Below are 22119 nucleotides of genomic sequence, written 5' to 3' on the forward strand. Positions count from 1 at the left end.
CTAGGCCCGCGCCTCTTCCACCCGCTCGCCTTCATTGGCGCTATTGTGCCGCAGCGCTTTCAGCACGCAGTCGACGATCTGCGGCGCATTCAGCCCGGCGAGGTCGTACTGCTTCTCCGGCGAATCCTGGTCGATGAAGATATCGGGCAGGCGCAGCGTGCGAATCTTGAGGCCACCATCGGTCAGGCCTTCGTCGCTGGCATAGGTGAGCACATGCGCGCCGAGACCGCCGATGGCGCCTTCCTCGATCGTCACGACGACTTCGTGGGTCTTGGCCAGTCGCTCGATCAGCTCGGTGTCGAGCGGCTTGGCGAAGCGCATGTCGGCGATGGTGGTGCTGAGGCCCTTGGCCTCGAGCTGGTCGGCGGCCTTGCGGGCTTCCTCCAGCCGTGTGCCGAGGCTTAGCAAGGCGACCTTGGTGCCTTCCTTGACGATGCGGCCTTTGCCGATTTCCAGCTTCTGTGGGACTTCGGGCAGGTCCACGCCCACCCCGTTGCCGCGCGGATAGCGGAAGGCGATGGGGCCGTCGTCATATTCGGCGGCGGTGTAGGTCATGTGGACCAGTTCCGCCTCGTCGGCGGCGGCCATCACTACCATGTTGGGCAGGGTGGCGAGATAGGTGATGTCGAAGCTGCCCGCATGGGTCGAACCGTCCGCACCGACGAGGCCCGCACGGTCGATCGCGAAACGCACCGGCAGGTTCTGGATCGCGACGTCATGGACCACCTGGTCGTAGGCGCGCTGGAGGAAGGTCGAATAGATCGCCGCGAAGGGCCGCATGCCCTGCGCCGCAAGGCCGGCGGCGAAGGTGACGCCGTGCTGTTCGGCGATGCCGACGTCGAAACTGCGGTCGGGGTGCGCCTTGGCGAACTTGTCGACGCCGGTGCCGCTAGGCATGGCGGCGGTGATGGCGCAGATGCGCGGGTCGCTGTCGGCCAGCTTGGCGAGCGTTTCGCCGAAGACGTTCTGGTAGGCGGGCGGACCGCCGGCGGCAGGCTTGCTCTGCTGGCCGGTGACGACATCGAACTTGGCGACGCCGTGGTACTTGTCGGCGCTGTTCTCGGCCGGGGCATAGCCCTTGCCCTTCTGCGTCACGACATGGATCAGCACCGGTCCCTGCTCGCTGTCGCGGACATTCTCCAGAACCGGCAGCAGGTGGTCGAGATTGTGCCCGTCGATGGGGCCGACGTAATAGAAGCCGAGTTCCTCGAACAATGTCCCGCCGGTCACCATGCCGCGGGTGAATTCCTCCGCCTTCTCCAGCCGCTGGTGGACCCGGCGGCTGAGCTTGGCCGAGATCCGCGAGGCGAGGCTGCGCAGGCCGAGGTATTCGCTGCTCGACACCACGCGCGCGAGGTAGGCCGAGAGGCCGCCCACCGGCGGGGCGATCGACATGTCGTTGTCGTTGAGGATGACGATCAGGCGGTTGCCCGCCCCTTCGGCGTTGTTCATCGCCTCGTAGGCCATGCCCGCGCTCATCGCCCCGTCGCCGATGACGGCGATCGCGCGGCCGGGCTTGTTCATCAACTTGTTGGCGATGGCAAAGCCGAGGCCGGCCGAGATCGAGGTGGAACTGTGCGCCGCACCGAACGGGTCATATTCGCTTTCGCTGCGCTTGGTGAAGCCGGAAAGGCCTCCGCCCTGGCGCAGGGTGCGGATGCGGTCGCGCCGCCCGGTCAAGATCTTGTGCGGATAGCACTGGTGGCCGACATCCCAGATGAGCCGGTCGTCAGGCGTGTTGAAGACGTAATGGATGGCCACGGTCAGTTCGACCACGCCAAGGCCCGAGCCCAGGTGGCCGCCGGTGACGCCGACCGCGCTGATCATTTCCTCGCGCAGCTCGTCGGCGAGCTGGCGCAGTTGTTCGGGCTTCAGCTTACGCAGGTCGGCAGGATAGTCGACCGTGTCGAGCAGCGGGGTGTCGGGACGTGCACTCATCGTCCGGCGGTTACACGCATGAAAGCGCGTTGTCGATGAACCAGTTACACCTGCATCCTTGGAATTACGGTGCAGCGGTCATGCACAATTCGCGCACAGGCCGCGCAGCTCGACCACCGGGCGCACGTCGCTGAAGCCGGCTGCCTCGCCTGCCGCGCGCAACGCACCGGTCAGCTTGTCGTCGTCGAAATGGCTGGCGGTGCCGCAATCGTCGCAGATCAGGAACACGCAGTCATGACGGCACCCGGGGTGGGTGTTGACGAGGAAGGCGTTGGCGCTCTCGATCCGGTTGGCAAGGTTGTTGGCAACGAAGATGTCGAGGATGCGATAGACGCTGTTGGGCGCGACGCGGCTGCCGCGCCGGGCCGACAGGTTGTCGGCTATGTCATAGGCGCTGACCGGCGCGGTATGCCGCGCGAGTTCCTCGAACACTTCGCTGCGCATGCCCGTCCACCGCTCGCCCTTCGCCTCGAGCGCGGTCTGCGCGGCATGGACGAGATCGTCACCCTCGTGTTCGTGGTGCCCGTGATGGGTGCTGTGTGCGTGGCTGGCCATGGCCGGACATATAGCGTGCCCACCACGCCACTTCCAGTCAGCCACGCTTGAAGCCCGCGCGGTAGAAGCCGGGAAACAGCCGCGCCAGTGCGCTGACCTTGGGTTTGTCCCAGGCGACAATGTACCGATGGTCCGGATTTTTCGCCATGAAATCCTGGTGATAGGTTTCAGCAGGGTAGAAGGCCTTGTAACCCTCGATCTTGGTGACGATCGGCTTCTTCCACACGCCGGAGGCTCCCATCTGCTTCAGATAGGCCGCCGCGACCTTGCGCTGTTCGGCGTTCACGGGGACGAGCGCTGCGCGGTACTGGGGGCCGACGTCGGGCCCCTGGCGATTGCGCAGGGTCGGATCGGCGCCGACCGAAAAGAAGATGCGGAGCAACTGGTCGTATCGCACCACCTTGGGATCATAGGTGACGCGCACCGCTTCGGCATGGTCGGTAATCCCGCTCGAGACGAGATCGTAGGTCGCCTGCCTGCTGGTGCCGCCGTGATACCCCGACACGGCGCTCGTCACGCCCTTGGTATGGCTGAAGATCGCCTCGATGCCCCAGAAGCAGCCTCCGGCGAAAACTGCGGTTTTCAGGCCCGCCGTTTCTTTCGCCGCCAGTTTCGGGGCCGGGGCAAGGACCGCCGCTTCACCGGCGATGGCCGCCTGATTGCATCCCGCCAGCGCCAATCCGAGGGCGGCCAGCAGCGGGAGGCTCTTGCGCCGGGCTAGCCCACGGTCGCAGCCACGGCCTGCGGGATCGAGGTCAGCGCTTCGGGCGAAATCTGCAGGACCACGATCAGCGCGCCGATGAGAAAGCCGATGGCGAAATTGCGCGAAAGGTCCGATTTGAGGAAGCTCATGCCTGGTGTCCGTCATGCGATGTGTCCGATTGAAAACTTGTGTAACGCGGCACCGATTGCACCTCGGTTAATGCCCGTGTTGTGTGCCGTTCATTCGAACAGGCACGACGAAGCGTTACAAGCTGGACGTTTTGCGGGGGTCAGGATCGCCCGGCAGCCAGATGGCAAGATCAATGTCGGAAATGGCGCATCCCGGTGAAGACCATCGCCAGCCCTGCCTTGTTGGCCGCCGCGATCACTTCGTCGTCGCGGATCGAGCCACCGGGCTGGATCACCGCTGTCGCGCCTGCTTCCGCAGCGGCGAGCAAGCCGTCGGCGAAGGGAAAGAAGGCGTCCGATGCGACGGCACTGCCGATCGTGCGGGCCTGGGGCCAGCCATGGGTCTCGGCCGCTTCGGCCGCCTTCATCGCTGCGATGCGCGAGCTGTCGCGCCGGTTCATCTGGCCCGCACCGATGCCGGCGGTCGCGCCATCCCTGGCATAGACGATGGCGTTCGACTTGACGTGCCGGGCGACGGTCCAGGCGAACAGGCAATCCTTCAGTTCCTGAGCCGTCGGGGCGCGCTCGGTCACGACCTTGAGATCGGCTTCGGTGATGGCGCCGTTGTCGCGGGTCTGCACCAGCAGCCCGCCGGTTATCGGCTTGACCGTCAGCCCGCCGCGCCGCGGATCGGGCAGGTCCCCGGTGAGCAGCAGGCGCAGGTTCTTCTTGCTGGCAAAAGCGGCGCGGGCGGCGTCATCCGCATCGGGCGCGACGACGACTTCGGTGAAGATTTCACAGATTGCCTCCGCCGTCGGGCCGTCGAGCGGCCGGTTGACCGCGACGATGCCGCCGAAGGCCGAGACGCTGTCGCATTCGAGCGCGGCCTGCCACGCTTCGAGCAGCGAGCCGGCCTGTGCCACGCCGCAGGGGTTGGCGTGCTTCACGATCACGACAGCCGGATCGTCGCCCCTGAATTCGGCGCACAGCTCCAGCGCGGCATCGGCATCGTTGTAGTTGTTGTAGCTCAGTTCCTTGCCCTGCACCTGGCTTGCCTGGGCAATCCCGCGCCCATGTGGCCCCGATGGCGTGTAGAGTGCCGCCTTCTGGTGCGGGTTCTCGCCGTAGCGCAGCTCCACCGGGGCGACGCCGTTGACCGCGAGAAAGCCGGGGAACAGCTGCTGCTGGTCGGCAAACCCGAACCACTGGCTGATCATCGAGTCATAGGCGGCCGTTGCAGCAAAGGCCTTGGCCGCCATGCGCTTGCGGAAATCGAGCGACGTCGCGCCGCCGCCCGCCATCTCGGCGAGAAGCGTGTCGTAATCGGCCGGATCGGTCACGATGGTGACGAAGGCATGGTTCTTGGCCGACGAGCGTACCATCGAGGGCCCGCCGATATCGATGTTCTCGATGATCTCGTCACGCTCCGCCCCGCGCATCACCGTCGCTTCGAAGGGGTAGAGGTTGACGACCACGAGGTCGATGGCGCCGATGGCATGGTCGGCCATGGCGGCGGCGTGTTCCGGGTTGTCGCGCACGGCAAGCAGCCCGCCATGGACCTTGGGGTGCAGCGTCTTGACCCGGCCGTCCATCATTTCGGGAAAGCCGGTCAGGTCAGAGATATCCTGCACGTCGAGCCCGGCCTCGCGCAGCGCCTTGGCGGTGCCGCCGGTCGAAACCAGTTCGACTCCGTGCCCGGCCAGTTTCCGGCCCAGTTCCACCAAGCCGCTCTTGTCGGACACCGACAGCAGTGCCCGTTTGATAACTACATCCGTCACGATACTATCCCATTTGCTTGAGCAGCCAGGAGAACGAGCCCCCGCTGCGCGATGTCATGCCCTGGATCACGAGCTGTTCGATCGGTTGCGGGCGGCCGTTCCCGTCGACCCACAGGCTTTCCTCGATAGCCACTTCGCCGGCGGAATCGCCGCCTACACGGAACTGCCAGAGCCGGCCGTCGGGCAGCGCCAATCCTGCACCCTTGCGATCCTGCGCCAGCCGCAAGTCGATGCCCGGCCCGATGTGGAAGCGGATGGCATAGCCGATCTTGCCGGTCTTGCCGCGCTTGCCGACCGGCAACAGCACGTCTTCGCCCAGCAGTTCGCTGCCGTCGTCGCGCAGCACCAGGATGCGGCGGTGGAGCAGCCCGTAGCGCTGGGCATAGCCGTCATGGCTTGCCTCCAGCCGAGTAGCCCCGCCCCTGCCGGTGCCGACGGTTCTGCGGTCGACCTCGACTTCGTTGACCCCCGCACCCAGCTTGCCCTTTATCAGGACGGCGGTGGAATTGGCATCGTCGAGCACCATGGTCGAATGCGCCGCGGTGGCCCGCAGTCCCTGCTCGATCCGGTGTGGCACCTGGCCGCCCGCAACGCCCGCGCCACCGCAATTGACCACGATCCGCTGGCCGGCAGACGACAGTTCGAACGCAAGGGTCGAGGCGCAGCCGGCGCGGGCGTGGCGCGGCAGGGGCGGCGGCGCGGCGTCGAACTGCAGGATGGTCTTCCCGCCGGTGGCGCGCTGGAAACCCCATTGCCGCACATCGCGCAGCGGGCGGGTGCGCACGCCGCTCGCCCGCACCAGTCCCGCAATCTTCTCGGCCGGCACCGCACCTGCACCCTGCCAATTGCCGAGACCTGCCTCGCCATGCATCAGCGTCAGCAGCGGCGGCACCAGCAGCGCCATCATGCCGGGGATAGCCTCGGGCGGTTCCATCTTCACCGCACGGTAGCAGGCCGACAGCTCCACCAGCAGGGCCAGCGCATCCATCTGCGCGAGCGGGCTGCGCGACAGCACGCCGCCGTCTTCCGCGATCAGGTCGCCCAGCGCATGGGCGAGGCCTGCTTCGGCATAAAGTCGCCGCGGCTTGCCGTCGGTCAGCAACAGGCCGGCAGCCACAAGCGCGGTCCAGCCGGTCACTTCGCCTAGCTTGTCGGTCGCCTTACCGACATTGCGGTCGAGCCAGCGGGCCGTGTCGTCGATGGCTGCGAGCGTACGTCCGCGCAGCGGTTCGGCATGGAGCAGTAGCGGGGCGTGGACCAGCCACGCCAGCAGGCGGTTCCCGACTTGCTCCACGTCCCACGCCGCGGCCTTGCCCGGCTTCGGATTGGCCGCGAGCCACGCGCCATGCACCCTCGCCGCGACCGGCAGAGCCTGCTCGCGCGGACAGCATCCGGCCAGGTCGCGCAACCAGCCATAGCCATGCACGGCCCGCTCGAAAGGCGGGGTCAGCTTGGCGCTGGCCGACGCAAAATCGATCTGCCCGATCGGGGCCTTTACCCCGCACACCAGGAAATGCCCGGCCCGCAGGGCCATGCCCGATGCGCGGTCGCCGGCCAGCGGCGGTTCGACCGTCGCGGTCAGTCGCAGGCCCTGCGGCTTGCGGAACGGGGCCGCCAGCGTCTTGCCGGGGACCCCGATACGATAGGCCAGTCGAACCAGGCGTTCCGCAGGGCTGAGGCGCGGAGCGGCGAGATCGAGCGGGACGAGCGCCCGGGTCGGCTCCAGCACCCTTGCCGCGACCCGGTGCGATTCGGCAGCGACATAGGCTTCGGGCTCGTCGCCGAGCGGAATGGCCATCTGCTCGGGCGGCGAGGCGGCAACATCGCCGGATGGCCGGTGCGAGGTTGCTGCGTCCGTCATCCCGCCAAGCCTTTCAGGGCCCTGATATTGGCCGCATAGGCCGCCGGACCGCCCTTGAATGTTGCCGACCCGGCGACCAGCACATCGGCCCCCGCATCGACACACAATCGCGCCGTCTCCGCGTTGACGCCGCCATCGACTTCGAGGTGGATCGGCTTGCCTAGCCTGTCGATCATCTTGCGGATCGCCTCGACCTTGCGCAGCTGGCTGTGGATGAAGCTTTGTCCGCCGAAGCCGGGATTGACACTCATCACCAAGACGAGGTCCACTTCCTCGAGCAGGTAGTCGAGCATCTTGGCCGGGGTGCCGGGGTTGAGCACAACGCCCGCCTTCTTTCCCAGCGCCCTGATCGCCTGGAGGGTACGATGGATGTGCGGCCCGGCTTCGGGGTGCACGGTGATGATATCGGCGCCGGCCTCGGCAAAGGCTTCGAGATAGGGATCGACCGGTGCGATCATCAGGTGGACGTCGAACGTCTTGGTCGTATGCGAGCGAAGGGCCTGGACCACTGCCGGGCCGATGGTAATGTTGGGAACATAGTGCCCGTCCATCACATCGACATGGATCCAGTCGGCCCCGGCTTCGTCGATGGCGCGCACCTCTTCGCCGAGACGGGCGAAGTCGGCCGACAGGATCGAGGGAGAGATGAGCGGCGTAGCCATGGTCGAACGGTCGCAGGTTCCTTCGCGCCAGCGCGTCATTCGTCCCTAGCGGCCCGCTAACCACGCCGACAGGGACGGGACGCGCCTTTTCCACATCGCCCTACCTCGGGCAGGGCGTCTCACTGCGAAACTTGGGCGCCCGAAAGCTTTACATGGCCGCTACGCCGATAATAGGTTCCGGCCATGAGCCTGCTCGCGAAACACCCGTCTTCGTTCATCGAAACCCTGGTCGACGATGAAATCGTGATCGTCAGCCTCGACCAAGGCAGCTTCTTCAGCCTGAAGGACACGGGCCGCGCGATCTGGGAAAAGATCGACGGGACCCGTTCGCGCGATACAATCCTGGCCGAGCTGCAAGCGGAATACGACGCATCTCAAGACGTGTTGCAGCGCGACCTCGACAGCTTCATCGACGAAATTACGGCAGCGGGCTTCATCCGCCGCGCCTGATGCCGGCACGGCGGCGTAAGGTTTTGTAAATTCTCGTTGATAGTGGCCGCAGCGAAACGATTGAGCGCGAATGGGCTTGTGGGCGTGCTGTGCGCACAGTATGCCCAGCGCACCGGGAAAGCCATAAGGGTCGCCGGCAGGAAGATCGCAATGGTTCAGGAAAAAAAAGTCGCGCGCGCGCCCTGGCGCAAACCGAAACTCCTGTTTCTGGGGGAACTCAGCGACGTCGCCGGCTCGCCAGCCCCGTTGGCACAGATCAATCCGGGTGGGCAAATCCCGTCGGCAGGAAAGTCCTGAAGGGCCTCGCCGCACTGCGACCCTTTGTTGCCAGACCCGGGACACAACACCATTGCCCCTTCTACTAAAGGCCGTTTCCAATTCGACCGTCATTCATGGTATGGACTGCTACCCTCTAAAGTTTGGCAGAGCGGGCGCGAGAGGCAATGATGGTGCGAAACCCGAACGGACAAGAATCATCGCGCCGCCAATGGCTTCCTCTCCGATTGGCGCCGTTAGGTCAAATGGCGGATGTGGCCGGACATCCCGGACCATCAAGCCAGGTCAATCCTGGCGGGCACGTTTCGTTCGGCAAGTTTTCCTGACTCGGGCACGCTGAATGCTTGCTGCCATCAGCGGTGGCGGTGGCTCTGCTTGCGAAGCGCTACGCGGCTGGATTGCCAGCCACGGCTTGGCGGCCGATGGCAAGCCCGTCGACGATGCGCACATCTTCGGCGCGCCGGAGCGGGGCGGGCTGTCCGGGCGGACCGTCTTCGACGGGTGGATCGACAATGCCGCAGAGCTAAGCCAGCGCCTCGCGCTCGACACGGACGATCCCGCGCGCCTTTACGACGCCGCCGTCGCGCGGTGGGGGGACCGCGCCGACCGGAATATCGTCGGCCAGTATGCTGCCGTGACCGCGCTCGGCAACGGGGCTTTGCGACTGGCCCGCTCGCCCATCAATGCGCCGCCCCTGCACTGGGCCCGGATTGGCGAGATCCTTGTCGCCGCCAGCTTGCCGTCGGCGTTTTTCTCCCTCGGCCTGCCCAAGCGTCTCGACTGGGACGTGCTTGCGGACCTGCTCGCCATGGACATGGGCGAAGCGCAGCTGCCGCCGCAGTTCGAGGGTATCCTGCGACTCCCGCTCGGCAGCATTTGCCGTGTATCGGTCGCGGGCGCTTCAGTGGATCGCTGGTATCTGGCGCAGCCCTTGCCCAGCATCGCCGATGCGGACGATGCAGCAGTCCTCGCCCGTTTGGAGCAGCTGTTGGCTGAAGCCTGCCGGGCAGCCTTGCGATCGGCGCAGCGTCCTGCCCTGGCGCTATCTGCGGGCCTGGACTCCCCCACCGTTGCCGACGAGTTGCTGCGCCAGCTCCCGCAAGATCGGGGCCTCAACGCGGTTACTTTCGTACCCGAAAGCGAGGGCGCGTCCGATGCCATGCCCGGGGCCATGGCCGACGAATGGTCGGCGGTGGAGCGTTTTGCAGCGATGCATCCGCGGCTCGCGGTCCACCGGGCCGATCCGGCCCATGGCGGGTTCGACTACCGGTTCCGGGACGTCGCGCGCCAAGCGGCCTGCTTCAATCCCTCGCTGGCGCATTTCGGCTCGCATCACGGGGTCTGGGAAACAGCCAGCAGCCTCGGCTGCGACTGGCTCTTCGGCGCCGACCTTGGCAACCAGACCTTCAGCGCCGACGGTCGCTGGGCCTATGCCGAGGATTTCCGCCGGATGCGATGGGACCGGATGCTGCAGAACCTGCGCGGCAGGGTCCATGACCATCGCCCGCTGTGGCGCAAGGTGCTGGCTCTCGGCGTCATGCCCAACCTGCCGCTTGGCTGGCGGCGGCGCATCAAGGGCTGGGTGCGACCATCGCGCCGCGACGTGCTGGCATGGAATTCGCTGCTCTCGCCGTCCGCCCGCGCGCAGTATCGGGTGCGGGCGGGAATTCGCGGCTCTGCGCCGGCGTGGGAGGGCTTCGCCTTCGCGGCCAGCCGTGCGGAAGCCGCCCGTCGCGATCTCGTGGACCAGGATCGCGAGCATGGCGAGATCACCCTGGCGCTCGAGCTGCGTTACGGCATGCGGTACCGAGACGTGACGTCCTACCGCCCGCTGGTCGAATACTGCATGGCCCTGCCGACCCGCATGTTCGTCCGCGATGGCGAGCATCGCTATCTTGCCCGGCGGCTCGCCCAAGGCCGGATGCCGGAAAGCCAGCGCCTGAGCACGCGCTTCGGTCGCCACGGACCGGACTGGCACAGCCGGATGAAGCCTCGCCTCGGCGAGCTGCTCGCCTATGTCGATGCCGTCGAAGGGCATCCGCGCCTCGCCGCCTTGCTCGATACCGGCCGGATGCGGTCGATGCTCGAGGAATTCCCGGCCGGCGACAGCGCCGACGAATTCGACAATCTGCCCTATGCCCAAGGCCTCGCGCGGGCACTGCTTGCCGCGCAATTCGTCGGGGTGGTGGAAGGTCGCAACGACCTCTAGCGCCATGCCGGGGAGGACAAGCGGCGTCGTGCCTGCTAGCGCCCCAATCTGATGAACCATGCGATGATCAGGCTCCTGCTGTCGTTCGCTGACAGGCGACTGCTGGTGGCCGTCGCCGTGCTGGCTGTGGCGAGCGCTTTGACCGAGGGTGTCGGCTTCGTCATGCTGGTGCCGCTGCTGGCCATGGTCGTCGATCAGGAGGGCGGGGGCCGCGCGGCATCCCCGGTTGCGCGCTGGCTGGACGAGATCCAGTTCGACCCCTCGCTGGCCGTCCTGCTGACCGGTTTCGCGGTGCTCGTTCTGCTGCGGGCAAGCATCGAATACGCCCGCACCACCCTTTCCCTACGGTTTTCGCTGGGCATTGCCGACCGCTTGCGGGCCCGGGCGATTGCCGCCTTGCTCGGCGGAGACTGGCGCGTCCTGTCGAGGATGAAGCAGAGCGAGAACCGTGCGCTGCTGATTTCCGAGATCGATCGCACTGCCCTTGCCGCCGACCAACTGGTGGCCCTGGTGCGAATTGCGATGGGCCTGTTCGCGATCGGCCTGGCCGCGCTCGCCATCTCGCCCCTTGCGGCCCTGGCCGGGGCGATGGCCGGAGCGGGCCTGTTAATCTTCTATGGCGGGATGCGCAGGCGCGCGCATGACCTCGGGGTAAGGCTCGGCGCCCGCTATGGCGAGGTCCACGGCCTGCTGGAAGAAAACCTCGATGCCTTGCGCACCATCAAGAGCTTCGGCGCGGAAGACCGGGTGCGCGGCAGGCTGTTAGCGTCCTTTGCGGAACTCCGGACGGCGCAGGAACGCTTCTCTGCGGACAATGCGCGGGCCCGCGCATTGCTGCAGGTGGGCGGGGCGATCCTTGCCGCCGTTGCCGCCTGGCTCGCGTTGGAGCGGTGGAGCGTTCCGGCGATTGTCGCCATTCCGCTGCTGGCGCTGTTTGCCCGGGCCCTGCCGCAAGTCGGCGCCCTGCTCGACTGCTGGCAGCAATGGATCCATTCCGCGCCATCGCTCGCATCGGCCGACCGGCTGATCCGCGCGGCCGAGGCTGCGGCGGAAACCGTACCGGGCACGGTGGCCAAGGCCCCGGTGTTCGAACGGTGCCTGACGGTCGAGCGGGTGTCGCTCGCCCATCGCGCCGACTTGCCGGCCCTGTCCGACATTTCGTTGACGATGGGCGCGCGGGAAACGATTGCCCTGGTCGGCCCGTCAGGGGCGGGCAAGAGCACGCTGGCCGACATAATGGGCGGGCTGATAGCGCCCGACAGCGGCACGATGGCGATCGACGGTACGCCGCTCGGCCCGGCCATGCGACAGGCCTGGCGCCGGCAGGTCGCCTATGTTGACCAGAGCCCGGCCCTGTTCACCGGCACCGTGCGGGATAATCTGGTATGGGCGGACCAGGCCGCCGATGACGCGCGGCTGCTCGAGGTCCTGCACCTGGCAGCGGCCGGCTTTGTCCTCGACCTGCCCGGCGGTCTCGACTGCCCGTTGGGGGATCGGGGGCGGCAGTTGTCCGGTGGCGAGCGCCAGCGGATCGTGCTGGCACGGGCCCTGCTCCGCCGACCGGCGCTGCTGATCCTCGACGAGGCGACCAGCGCGCTCGATAGAGAGACGGATGCGGCGATCGCGCGGGCCATAGAAGGCCTGGCCGGAACGCTGGCAATCCTGATAATCGGCCATCGCGGCGCCCTGACTGCCCTTGCATCGCGGACCATCCAGCTCGACCAAGGGCGCATTGTCGCGCAATCGCAGAATGCCTAATGCGATGCTTTCAGTCCGTTGCAGAGGGAATTCAGCCGCAATTCACCCCTCACCTGCCATACGCAGCCGCAATCCGCGGGGCAATTCCGCAGCATTCGAACTAGGGACCGGCCTCGCCATAGGGGCCGTGCAACATGGTATGAACTTTTCACCAAAGCTTGCCGCTGTCGGCATGGCGGCGGCGCTGGCCGCAGGCGCGGTCGCAGCGCCGGCGGTGGCGCAGTACCGCCAGCCGATCGGAAACGACCTGGCGCGATGCGGCGCGGGCAAGGGGCCTGCGGTGAAGGTGACCGTCAACGGCATCAAGTCGTCCAGCGGCCGCATCCGCGTGCAATCCTATCGCGCCACCGCCGCCGACTGGCTCGAATCCGGCAAGTGGATCAACCGGATCGAGGCACCTGCACGGGCGGGAACGATGACCTTCTGCATGCCCGTGCCCGCCGCCGGCAGCTATGGCATCGCCGTGCGTCACGACGTCAACGGCAATGGCAAGACCGACATCCGCAGCGATGGCGGTGCCATGTCGAACAACCCGTCGATCAACATCCTCAATCTCGGCAAGCCGAGCTTCAGGAAAACGGCGTTCACCGTCGGCAGCGGCGTCACCGCCATCACCGTCAGCATGCGCTATATGTAGCGGTCAGCCGCGCGGCCCGCGCCGTGCGCGCATGACCTCGACCAGGGCGCCCGGCGCGGCCAGCAGCGGGTGTTTCTCGCGAAAGGGGGTCACTTCGATGGCGACCCCGGTGTGCCGCTCGACCTTCCAGGCGGCATAGTGCGCGGCCCCTTCGAAGGTGGTGGTCGCCTTGGCCAGTCGCAACAGGTTGATCGGCTTCCCAAGTCTCCGCCGCGCTTCCCACCAGCGCCTGATGCGCGCCCGTTCGGCACTGGTCAGCGACGGCACGTAGACCCCGGCCCGCTCGGTAAATCCGATCCCGGCCGCATCCAGCGCAAGCGGCAGCAAGCCTTCGAAATGGGCCCGGTTCGATTCGAGGATCGTGTTTTCGCGCCCCGATTTCTCGACCCGGAACTCGGCCTGGTATGTCGCCTGGAACAGGCCGCGCCAATAGTCGTCCGCAGTTCCGGCAAGCGGTCCGAGCGCCACCGCGAGCCGCGCCGCGGTCCGCGCGGCAGCCGCCACTGCCTCCACCACACGCCGGTCGTAGCCCTCGGCATGCCACACAAGTGCGCTCGGCTGGACGAAGCGCGCCCATACCGTGGTATCCCGGCTATCGCCGTTGCAGGCGCGGACGAACCGGTCGAGCGACATGGTGGCGACCTTTGCCCGCAGGACTTGGCCGGCATCGTTGCGCTCGTGATAGCTGACCCGGGGCCAGATCCGCTCGCGCTGCGGACCCGGCACCAGGAGATAGAAATCGAGCACGCCTTCGAGTTCGCCGGTGCGCAGGTTGGAACCATAGAACAGCGCTGCGACCGCACCTGACTCTGCCGCAAGGCCTTGCGCGAAAGCGCGCACCTCGTCGCGCACCGGGCGGGCGAGTTGCCGTTCCGTCCGCTGCACCAGCGCCGTTGTCATGGCACCACGAAGCTGAGGACTGGCCCCGGCGTGACGCAATACCGTCCCGGCTGGAAAATCTCGCCGTCCAGGATGAAGCGATCGCCGAGATCGAGTTCGATCCGGTCCGTCGCCCGCCGGTGGAGGCCGAGCTGCTCCATCCCGGCGATCTCCCCGCCGCGCAGGATGAGCGGCAGGCGGGCCACGATCCTGCGGCGGAGCTGGTCGATGACGGCCAGCCGCAACGGGCCTTCCTCCGCGCCGAACGGCTTGAGACCGGCCGGAAAGACGGACAGCGAGGAAAGGAAGATGAGCGCGCGCGAGTGCGGGTCGCCATAGGGGGTCCGCTCCAGCTCCTGCATCGCATCGCCGAGCAGGATACGCGCCCGCGCTCCGCGTCGCCAGGGATTGGAATCGCTGCCGAACAGGGCCTGCAGCATACCCCATGCGGTCGTCACCCCGACGGCGAGGCTGTCGAACGCGCCAAGCTTGTGCGCGTCCTGGCCGCTCTCGATTGCGGCGAGGAAGATCCCGGCGCCGAGAATGAAGCCGAGCCGCGTCAGTTCCTGGCCGTCCATCGGCGTCAGCACCATGGGCTGGCGCTGTACCCGGCCCCCGTCGCGGTGGGCGATGATCGCCTGCTCGAGCCCCCAGTTCTTGGGCATGCCGAGATCGACCGTCAGCGCATTGGTCTTGCCGCGCGGAAGGACGGCGATGTCCGGCCATTTGTCTCCGAACACCATGGCCCCGCCCGTCAGCGCGTCGCGCACGGTGCCATCGCCGCCATTGATGACCAGCAATTCGACCCCGCTGTCGACGAAGCGCTGCATCGCATCCTTGAGATCGCGGCGGCGGCGCGGCTGCTCCACGCGGATGACGGGATAGTCCGGTTCGACGATGTTCGCATCGCGATTGCGATGGCTGCGCGGGTTGTACAGCACGCCTGTGACCGGCAGGCCGGGCATGTCGGACAGCTTGGCTGGGCGTGACACGTTCATCGCAGCGCGCCCATGCCGCCAATCGCCCGCCGGTGCCAGCCCTTACGCACCAAAAAAGCGTCGCACTACGCCGACTTTGACTGATGCTGCACATCCCGACACATTCGTGGCCAAACAGACGGCCTCGATCCGATTCGGATGGAGAGACCATGACGGAGAGGACAGCGATGCCAGATTTTCCCGGCCCCGTGACACTGGGTCACGCACTCTCCGCGCAGGCTGCGGAACGACCCCGGCAGGTAGCCCTGCGTTTCGGCGACCGGGTCACCACCTATGCCGAATACGACCGGCACGCGACGCAGATCGCCAACGGGCTCGCGGCGATGGGCTTCGGGAAGGGCGACCGGATCGCCTATCTCGGCAAGAACAGCGACCACGCGGTGGAGCTGTTCCTCGGCACGGTGCGCGGCGGGTTTGTGTTCGTGCCGATCATCTGGCGCCTCGCCCCCGGCGAGGTCGATTTCATCACCAGGGATGCCGGTGCGACGATCCTGTTTGTCGAGGAAGGCTTCGAGAGCGTGCCGTTCGAAGGCCGCAAGATCGTGATGGAGCGCGAATTCGCCGCCTGGCGCGATGCGCAAAACGATGCCCCGGTCGCAACCGCGGTCGATGTGGGCGACGCCATGCTCCAGCTCTACACCTCGGGCACCACCGGCCTGCCCAAGGGCGTAGTTCTCAATCACTACAACGCCACCGCGATGCGTCCGATCCTGCGCGCCTCCGATCTCGAATGGGCCAGCGCCGATCCGGGAAGCTCGATCATCCTTGCCATGCCCTATGGCCACATTGCCGGAGTCGGCACCGCTGGCGGCGCGCTGATGGCGGGCCAGCATCTCATCATCCATGCCGAATTCGATCCGGCCGCCACCATCCGGGATATTCGCGACTACCGAGTCGAGTACATTTTCCTGGTCCCTGCCGCGATCCGCATCGTGCTGTCGCATCCTGACGCCGAGACTGCCGACTTCAGCTCGGTCAAGGGCCTCAACTACGGCGCCAGTCCGATCCCGCTCGACCTGCTCAAGGAAGGGGTCGAGCGGCTCAAATGCGACTTTGCGCAGATGTACGGCATGACGGAAACCTATGGCACCGTCGTCAGTCTGCCGCCCGAAGACCACCGCCCGGGGCGCGAAAAGGTGATGCGCAGCGCCGGCAAGGCGCTGCCCGGTAACGAGCTGCGCATCCTCGACGAGAACCTGCAGCCGCTGCCGCCCGGCCAGATCGGCGAAGTCGCGATCAAGAGTCCTTCGGTGATGATCGGCTACTGGAACCGTCCGGAGGAGACGGCCAGGACGCTGATCGGCGATGGCTGGCTGCGCACCGGCGATGCGGGGATCATGGACGAGGAGGGCTATCTCTACATCCAGGACCGGATCAAGGACATGATCATCTCCGGCGGCGAGAACGTCTATCCGGCCGAGGTAGAAAGTGCGCTGTTCGGGCATGAGGAGGTCGCCGACGTAGCGGTGATCGGCGTGCCCGACGAGAAATGGGGCGAGGCGGTCAAGGCGATCGTCGTACCCAAGCCGGGGTGCTCGCCCGACCCCGACAGCATCATCGCCCATGCGCGGGAACGTATCGCAGGGTTCAAGTGCCCGAAGACGATCGATTTCGTGGATGCCCTGCCGCGCAATCCGTCGGGCAAGATCCTGCGCCGAGAACTGCGCGCGCCCTATTGGGAGGGCAAGGAGCGGGGAGTGAACTGAGGGCGGCTGCGAGAACTGGCGCACCCGACAGGATTGACTTCCGCTCCGCTCCAGACGTCTCCGCCGCTGAGCTGCTCCGACTCCGAACGAGGTTCGAAGCGCCATGATACGCCAAGGGGGCGACTCTCATGCGAGAACCGCCCCCTTGGCGCACCCGACAGGATTCGAACCTGTGACCTCTGCCTTCGGAGGGCAGCGCTCTATCCAGCTGAGCTACGGGTGCATCGCGCGATTGGCGAGGCGCGCGTCTAGCAGAGGGGTCTGCGGCTTGCCAGCCGGAAAAAGCGCCGCCGGGGGCTCGCATTAGCAATTTGGCAAGCGACTCGGGGCTAGGGCAGGATTGTCATGGTCGCAGAGCCCAAACCCTTCGTCGCCGATACCGTTGCAGGCCAGCGCAACCCTGCCCAGTCGCTCAGCGTGCAATGGACCGCGCTGCAGGACGCAGCGGCGGCCGTGGCCGCGCTGGCAGGCCTTTCGCCAGAACGGCCAAGTCCTCAGGTGCGCAACTTCCCGGCTCTGATCAAGGATGTCGGCGGCTGGCGGTTCGAGCTCGCTGCCGATCTTATCGGCGATCTCACCGCCATGATGCGGCCGGGCCTCACGGCGCTGCTGGCGGTCAATGCGCGCGGACAGGATGCCACCGCCGCGGCCGTTACCCTGTGGCGCGAGTTTCACCATGCCCGCAACTCGGTGCTGGCCCTGGTCCCCCAAGGTGGCGAGTTGGGGCCCCGGCGGAGCGCCTGATTGGCCGCCGACACGCTGCCGCACGCTTCCCGCTTGACTGCCGTTCGCTTTCTGTTCCAATGGGCCGGATGGCCAGCCCCGCCCCTCCCTCAACGGAACACCTTCCGGCCGACGCTGCCGCCGTTGCGCGCGGGATCATGCGGCTGTTTGCCCGAAACGACATCTGGTGCCTGCCCGAAATGCCCCTCCGCGGCGGGAGGCGGGCCGATCTCATGGGCATCGACGCGAAGGGGCAAGTGGTCATCGTCGAGATCAAGGTTGCCCGCAGCGACCTGCTGGGGGACGGCAAATGGCCTGACTATCTCGAGCATTGCGACCGCTTCTACTGGGGCATCGCCGCGCATCTCGACCGGGCCCCGCTTGAAACCGAAGCCTTCCGAACGGATTGTTGCGGCCTCATCGTGGCCGATGGATACGACGCCGAAATCCTGCGCCCTGCTCCGACGCGGCCATTGGCAGCGGCCCGGCGCAAGGTCGAGGTCGAGCGCCTGGCCCGCGCCGCCATGCGCCGCACAACGGTTGCCCACGACGCGGGATGCGCCCAGTGGATGCGCGGCGAATAGCCCTTTCGCGCCAGGCGGGTGCTTGGCATAGGAATGGCGGATGTGGCTCGCGATCCTCTCTTCTGCCCTGGCCATGACGGCGATCGTCGGGCTGCGGTACCTTGCCACCAGCGGCTTTTTCGCCTGGCTGACGGCAAGAGTGCGGCCCGGCGCCTATGTCGGCCTCGATCGCCAGATCGGGCGTGAGATTCTCTGGTCGCTAGCCTCGGCGGCAATCTACGGCGTCCCGGCGGGGATCGTGGCCTGGGGCTGGGATACCCGGGGCTGGACCCGGATCTACACCGGCTGGACGGACTTTCCGCTGTGGTACCTGCCGCTATCCGTGCTGCTCTACCTTTTCGCCCATGACACCTGGTTCTACTGGACCCACCGTTGGATGCATCGCCCGAAGGCGTTTCGCCTGGCCCATGCGGTCCACCATGCCAGCCGGCCTCCGACCGCCTGGGCGGCGATGAGTTTCCACCCCGTGGAGGCGCTGACCGGGGCTGTGGTTATTCCGGCGCTGGTCTTTGTCATCCCGATCCACGCGGCTATGCTGGCGCTCGTGCTCGCGGTGATGACGGTCATGGGGGTAACCAATCACATGGGATGGGAGATGTTTCCCCGCAGCCTCGTTCATTCGCGCTTAGGGAATTGGCTGATAACCGCCAGCCACCACCAGCTCCATCACGAGCGGTACAATTGCAACTACGGGCTCTATTTCAGGTTTTGGGATCGGTTATGCGGGACGGACGGGGGCTTGGCCGAGGCATTTCGGCGCTGATACTGACGGCGGCGGCGATCCCGCTGCTCGGCAACGGCGGGGGGCGGACACAGGATGTCAGCGTAACCGTCACCGAACTGAGGTCGGCCAAGGGCAAGGTGCTGGCCTGCCTGACCGCCAAGCCGAAAGCCTTTCCCGACTGCAACAAGGACCCGCAGGCGCTGTCGATGACAGTCGATGCCGGCAACACCGTGCGGTTCACCTTCCGCGGCGTGGCGCCCGGGACCTATGCGATTTCGCTGCTGCACGACGAGAACGGCAACGGCAAGGCCGACAAGGCGCTGATGATCCCCCGCGAAGGATTCGGTTTTTCGCGTGACGCCAAGGTGCAGATGGGCCCGCCCAAGTTTGCCGCGGCCGCGTTTCCCGTGGCAAGCGACCCGGTGCACCAGCGCATCCGGATGCGCTACCTGTTCTGACGTCAGACCGCCACACCGCCGGGAAGGTTTGCGCATCCACTTAACGGGATGTTTACCACGCAGCGTCACAACAGGCCCGAACGCCATGTGAGGGGCTCTGCAAGTGATGGATACGCTGCGCGGACAAATCGGTTCGTTTGACGAAGATACAAGCGACGAGGATTTCGCCGAGGACGATATCTCGCGCGAGGCGCCGCCCAGCCCCGTCGGGCAGGACGAGCGGCGCATGCAGGTGCGCGCCTACAATCACTGGGCGAGCCTGCTGGCGGACCGCAATTTCCCCTCGATCGAGGATCTAGATCCCGAATCGCTGCCCGATTTCGGGCCGTACAGCGTGCTGCTGGACTTCACCGGCGGCGTTGACCATCCCGCAGTGCAATACCTTGGTGAACAACTGGCCGAGGAATGCGGTCCGGCAGGTGCCATCCGCACGCTGGACGACGTGCCGAGCCGGTCGCTGCTGAGCCGCATTACCGACCACTACATGCAGATTCTCGCCAACCAGGCGCCGATCGGATTCGAGGCGGAGTTCGTCAACCAGCGCGGCGCCTCGATCCTGTATCGCGGCATCCTGCTGCCTTTTTCCAGCGACGACGACACGATCGATTTCATCTACGGCGTCATCAACTGGAAGGAAGTCGCCGACCAGCTGACCACCGACGAGCTGCTGCTCGAGGTCGACCAGGCACTGGAGTCCGGCGAGGACGACGATCTCGTCGAGGACAATGCCGTGTCAGCGCTGGAGCGTATGGCCGGCCCGGTCGCCGACTGGGCCGACGGACCCGCCGCGGATCCGGCCTTCGGACAGCAGGGCGCGGGCGAGGACTGGACCGGTGGCGAGGACGACGTGTTCGACCTTTCCGGCTTCGGCGAAGAGGACGAGGACGAGGAAGACGCAGTCGAATTCTCCCTGCCCGACATCGGTGAGGCAGACGAGGAAGACACGATCAATCATGAGGCCTATGCGTCGCTGATGCCGAGCGGCGGCGAGGCCGACAGCGATGTCGGGGCAGCCGACAGCCTTGCCGGACTTGGCGGGTTGCGCAGCAAGCCGGCGAAAAAACCGCTGGACCTTTCGATTACCCAGAGCCTCTCCCCCTACGACGCCGCGCAGGATGGCGGCTTCGACGAGGCCGACGATTTCCCGCTTCCCGCTTTCGGGCAGGAAAACGACCGGTTCGCCAGCCTTCTCGGCAGCGGCTTCGATGCCGACGACGAAGAGGACATGGATGACTGGGCCTCGCCGCTGGAACTGGCAGACGAAGCCACGCTGGACGAAGCCGTTCCTCATCCCGTCGAGGAACCCGTGCCGCCGATGCCGGCCGCAGTACTGCCGGCCGTCGAAGCGCAGCCGGAACCGGAAGCCGGGCCGGAGCCGGAGCCGGAACCTGTCGCCAGCACGCCGCGCCCGATCGATCTTGCCTCGTTCGCGCAGGACGATAGCGAGATGGGCCTGTATGACACGCTGGCCGAAGCCCGCGAACTGGCGCAGATCGCGCATTCGAGCGAAGACCGCACCCGCGGCGCGCTCTACGAAGCTGTCAGCCGCGCCTACGACGTCAGCATCGCTGCCGAGGAAGCGCCCGAGGATTTTGCCGAGCTGATCGCGGAGAACGGCCTGGTCATGCAGGAACGGGCGCCGATGACCCCGGTCGTCAAGCTCGTCTTCGGTGCCGACTACGACAAGACCCGGCTGACCGAGTATGCCGCCGTCCTCAGCCATGCGCGACGCAAGGGTGTCGCCCGGGGCGAACTCAAGGGCTTCCTGGCCTCTGCCACGGGCGGCCTCAAGGGGATCGTCCAGGCCGAGCGACGCCTGCGCAAGGAAGAAGAGGGCAAGGAGGTCGAGCCTGTCGATCAGGTCCGCGCCGCGCTTGCCCGAAAGCTGCGGGCACTCGAACTGCATGGTTTCGACGCCATCGACCCTGAGGGTCCCGAATTCGGCGTCATTGTCATCCGTCGCCTCGGCAATGGCGAGATCGCGGTTCTGGGCGATTGCAGCGACTACGTTGCCCTGGTCGAAAAGGCCGGACGCAAACTCGTCGGCTAAGCCTGCATTCGCCATTTCCCCGGATCGATCTGCCCGCTAGGAGCGACGCCATGTCGCACAGTGGGCCAGGCACGGCCGGGAAAGGTCGCAAGATGGGGTGGATCGTCTGGATCCTGGTGATCGCGGCGGTTCTCGTCGCTATCGTGTTCGGGGTCTGGCGCTGGGCAATGGCCAGCCAGTCGGTCGCCCTGCTCGATCGCGCCGATGCGCTTTTCACAGGATCGGCCGCCGAGGTTTCGGGCCCGCTGCCATTCGGCCCAGCCGCCGAACAGGAACTGGTGGTCGCCCGGCCCGCCGGCGAGGGTACCGGTCGTCCGGTGGTCGTTTTCATCCATGGTGGCAGCTGGTCGCACGGCCGGGCGAGCGAATATGCGTTTGTCGCCCGCAACCTCGCAGCGCGCGGCTTCGTCGGCGTGTCCGCCGGCTACCGCCTGGTGCCGGGCGGCGAATACCCGGCCATGCTGCAAGACGGTGCGGCGGCGGTGCGCTGGGTCGTCGACAACATCGCGAGGCATGGCGGCGACCCGCGCCGCATCGTGCTGATGGGCCATTCGGCTGGCGGGTACAACGCGGTGATGCTGGCGCTCGACCCACGCTGGCTGGAGCAGGCGGGCGTGACGCACGACCGGATTCGCGGTGCCATCGGGCTGGCCGGGCCCTACGATTTCCTTCCCCTCGACAGCCCCGGCACGATTGCCGCTTTCGGCAATGCACCTTCGCTCGAGGCGACCCAGCCGGTCAATTTCGCCAGGGCCGGCGCGCCGGCCTTGCTGCTGCTGACGGGCAGCGACGACACCACCGTCCGGCCCCGCAACAGCAAGGCGCTGGCGCGGGCGATGACAGCAGCCGGATCGCCAGCGGAAGCGGTCGTCGTCCCGGGCATGAGCCATGTCGGCATCCTCCTCGCCATGTCGCGGCCTTTCGAGGGCGAGGGAACCGTGAAGAAGGCGGTGTTCGACTTCCTGGCGCGAACCACGGCGTCTTCGGCCCGCCCTTCGCCGGCGGATTCTTCAGGGGACATTCAGGCGCTGCGGCGCTAGGC

General features: G+C 66.6%; 20 protein-coding genes, 1 tRNA gene and 1 pseudogene. 12 read left to right on the forward strand and 10 right to left on the reverse strand.

Features of this window, described 5'->3' with window-relative positions; all coding sequences use genetic code 11:
* The 7 genes from dxs to rpe form a co-directional block, all read right to left on the reverse strand.
* Positions 1 to 1938, reverse strand: a complete 1938-nt coding sequence (gene dxs, locus WAB17_RS05635) for a 1-deoxy-D-xylulose-5-phosphate synthase (protein WP_435419036.1) — start codon at positions 1936 to 1938, stop codon at positions 1 to 3.
* Positions 1939 to 2016: 78 nt separating this feature from the next.
* Positions 2017 to 2493, reverse strand: coding sequence for a Fur family transcriptional regulator (locus WAB17_RS05640; protein ID WP_435419037.1), 477 nt, complete (start codon positions 2491 to 2493; stop codon positions 2017 to 2019).
* Between the two features lie 37 nt (positions 2494 to 2530).
* Complete coding sequence (gene msrA / locus WAB17_RS05645) at positions 2531 to 3172, reverse strand: peptide-methionine (S)-S-oxide reductase MsrA (protein ID WP_435419038.1); 642 nt, start codon at positions 3170 to 3172, stop codon at positions 2531 to 2533.
* A gap of 38 nt (positions 3173 to 3210) precedes the next feature.
* Positions 3211 to 3345: a hypothetical protein gene (locus WAB17_RS05650; RefSeq protein ID WP_435419039.1), complete on the reverse strand. Its 135-nt coding sequence runs from the start codon at positions 3343 to 3345 to the stop codon at positions 3211 to 3213.
* Between the two features lie 170 nt (positions 3346 to 3515).
* Positions 3516 to 5102, reverse strand: a complete 1587-nt coding sequence (gene purH, locus WAB17_RS05655; protein WP_435419040.1) for a bifunctional phosphoribosylaminoimidazolecarboxamide formyltransferase/IMP cyclohydrolase — start codon at positions 5100 to 5102, stop codon at positions 3516 to 3518.
* Positions 5103 to 5106: 4 nt separating this feature from the next.
* The gene (locus WAB17_RS05660; protein ID WP_435419041.1) at positions 5107 to 6963 is read right to left on the reverse strand and encodes a heparinase II/III family protein; all 1857 of its coding nucleotides are present in this window, start codon (positions 6961 to 6963) and stop codon (positions 5107 to 5109) included.
* A complete protein-coding gene (gene rpe, locus WAB17_RS05665) occupies positions 6960 to 7625 on the reverse strand; it encodes a ribulose-phosphate 3-epimerase (RefSeq protein ID WP_435419340.1) in 666 nt (221 codons plus the stop codon). The genes WAB17_RS05660 and rpe overlap by 4 nt, the downstream gene beginning before the upstream one ends.
* Positions 7626 to 7808: 183 nt before the next feature.
* Between rpe and WAB17_RS05670 the strand changes: the two genes are divergently transcribed.
* From WAB17_RS05670 to WAB17_RS05690, 5 genes are all read left to right on the forward strand, one after another.
* Positions 7809 to 8075 carry a PqqD family protein gene (locus WAB17_RS05670; protein ID WP_435419042.1) on the forward strand — a complete coding sequence of 89 codons (267 nt, stop codon included), beginning with the start codon at positions 7809 to 7811 and terminating at the stop codon, positions 8073 to 8075.
* A 150-nt stretch (positions 8076 to 8225) separates the two neighbouring features.
* A complete protein-coding gene (locus tag WAB17_RS05675) occupies positions 8226 to 8372 on the forward strand; it encodes a hypothetical protein (protein ID WP_435419043.1) in 147 nt (48 codons plus the stop codon).
* A gap of 319 nt (positions 8373 to 8691) precedes the next feature.
* On the forward strand, positions 8692 to 10560 hold the full coding sequence (locus WAB17_RS05680) for an asparagine synthase-related protein (protein ID WP_435419044.1): 1869 nt from the start codon (positions 8692 to 8694) through the stop codon (positions 10558 to 10560).
* Positions 10561 to 10623: 63 nt separating this feature from the next.
* Positions 10624 to 12318, forward strand: a complete 1695-nt coding sequence (locus tag WAB17_RS05685) for an ABC transporter ATP-binding protein (protein ID WP_435419045.1) — start codon at positions 10624 to 10626, stop codon at positions 12316 to 12318.
* Positions 12319 to 12457: 139 nt separating this feature from the next.
* A complete protein-coding gene (locus tag WAB17_RS05690) occupies positions 12458 to 12955 on the forward strand; it encodes a DUF2141 domain-containing protein (protein ID WP_435419046.1) in 498 nt (165 codons plus the stop codon).
* Positions 12956 to 12958: 3 nt separating this feature from the next.
* On the opposite strand, the gene WAB17_RS05695 is transcribed toward WAB17_RS05690, so the two are convergent.
* On the reverse strand, positions 12959 to 13855 hold the full coding sequence (locus WAB17_RS05695) for a hypothetical protein (protein WP_435419047.1): 897 nt from the start codon (positions 13853 to 13855) through the stop codon (positions 12959 to 12961).
* Positions 13852 to 14832: a diacylglycerol/lipid kinase family protein gene (locus WAB17_RS05700; protein ID WP_435419048.1), complete on the reverse strand. Its 981-nt coding sequence runs from the start codon at positions 14830 to 14832 to the stop codon at positions 13852 to 13854. Before WAB17_RS05700 ends, WAB17_RS05695 begins: the two co-directional genes overlap by 4 nt.
* 167 nt (positions 14833 to 14999) lie before the next feature.
* Between WAB17_RS05700 and WAB17_RS05705 the strand changes: the two genes are divergently transcribed.
* The gene (locus WAB17_RS05705; protein WP_435419049.1) at positions 15000 to 16538 is read left to right on the forward strand and encodes a fatty acid--CoA ligase; all 1539 of its coding nucleotides are present in this window, start codon (positions 15000 to 15002) and stop codon (positions 16536 to 16538) included.
* 146 nt (positions 16539 to 16684) lie between these two features.
* Here WAB17_RS05705 and WAB17_RS05710 read toward each other — a convergent pair.
* Positions 16685 to 16761 (reverse strand) — tRNA-Arg (locus WAB17_RS05710).
* A gap of 122 nt (positions 16762 to 16883) precedes the next feature.
* Between WAB17_RS05710 and WAB17_RS05715 the strand changes: the two genes are divergently transcribed.
* The 6 genes and pseudogenes from WAB17_RS05715 (at position 16884) to WAB17_RS05740 (ending at position 22117) form a co-directional block, all read left to right on the forward strand.
* A complete protein-coding gene (locus tag WAB17_RS05715; protein WP_435419050.1) occupies positions 16884 to 17282 on the forward strand; it encodes a hypothetical protein in 399 nt (132 codons plus the stop codon).
* A 59-nt stretch (positions 17283 to 17341) separates the two neighbouring features.
* The gene (locus tag WAB17_RS05720) at positions 17342 to 17845 is read left to right on the forward strand and encodes an MmcB family DNA repair protein (RefSeq protein WP_435419051.1); all 504 of its coding nucleotides are present in this window, start codon (positions 17342 to 17344) and stop codon (positions 17843 to 17845) included.
* 40 nt (positions 17846 to 17885) lie between these two features.
* The gene (locus tag WAB17_RS05725) at positions 17886 to 18608 is read left to right on the forward strand and encodes a sterol desaturase family protein (protein WP_435419052.1); all 723 of its coding nucleotides are present in this window, start codon (positions 17886 to 17888) and stop codon (positions 18606 to 18608) included.
* Positions 18566 to 19027, forward strand: a complete 462-nt coding sequence (locus tag WAB17_RS05730; protein ID WP_435419053.1) for a DUF2141 domain-containing protein — start codon at positions 18566 to 18568, stop codon at positions 19025 to 19027. Before WAB17_RS05725 ends, WAB17_RS05730 begins: the two co-directional genes overlap by 43 nt.
* 106 nt (positions 19028 to 19133) lie before the next feature.
* Positions 19134 to 19913 (forward strand): annotated as a pseudogene (locus WAB17_RS05735) (PAS domain-containing protein); the annotation flags it as partial.
* A 1214-nt stretch (positions 19914 to 21127) separates the two neighbouring features.
* Entirely contained in the window at positions 21128 to 22117 is a 990-nt protein-coding gene (locus WAB17_RS05740) for an alpha/beta hydrolase (RefSeq protein WP_435419054.1), read from the forward strand.
* Positions 22118 to 22119: the final 2 nt, after the last annotated feature.

Source organism: Parerythrobacter aurantius, from assembly GCF_045291475.1.
Taxonomy (GTDB): Bacteria; Pseudomonadota; Alphaproteobacteria; order Sphingomonadales; family Sphingomonadaceae; genus Parerythrobacter; species Parerythrobacter aurantius.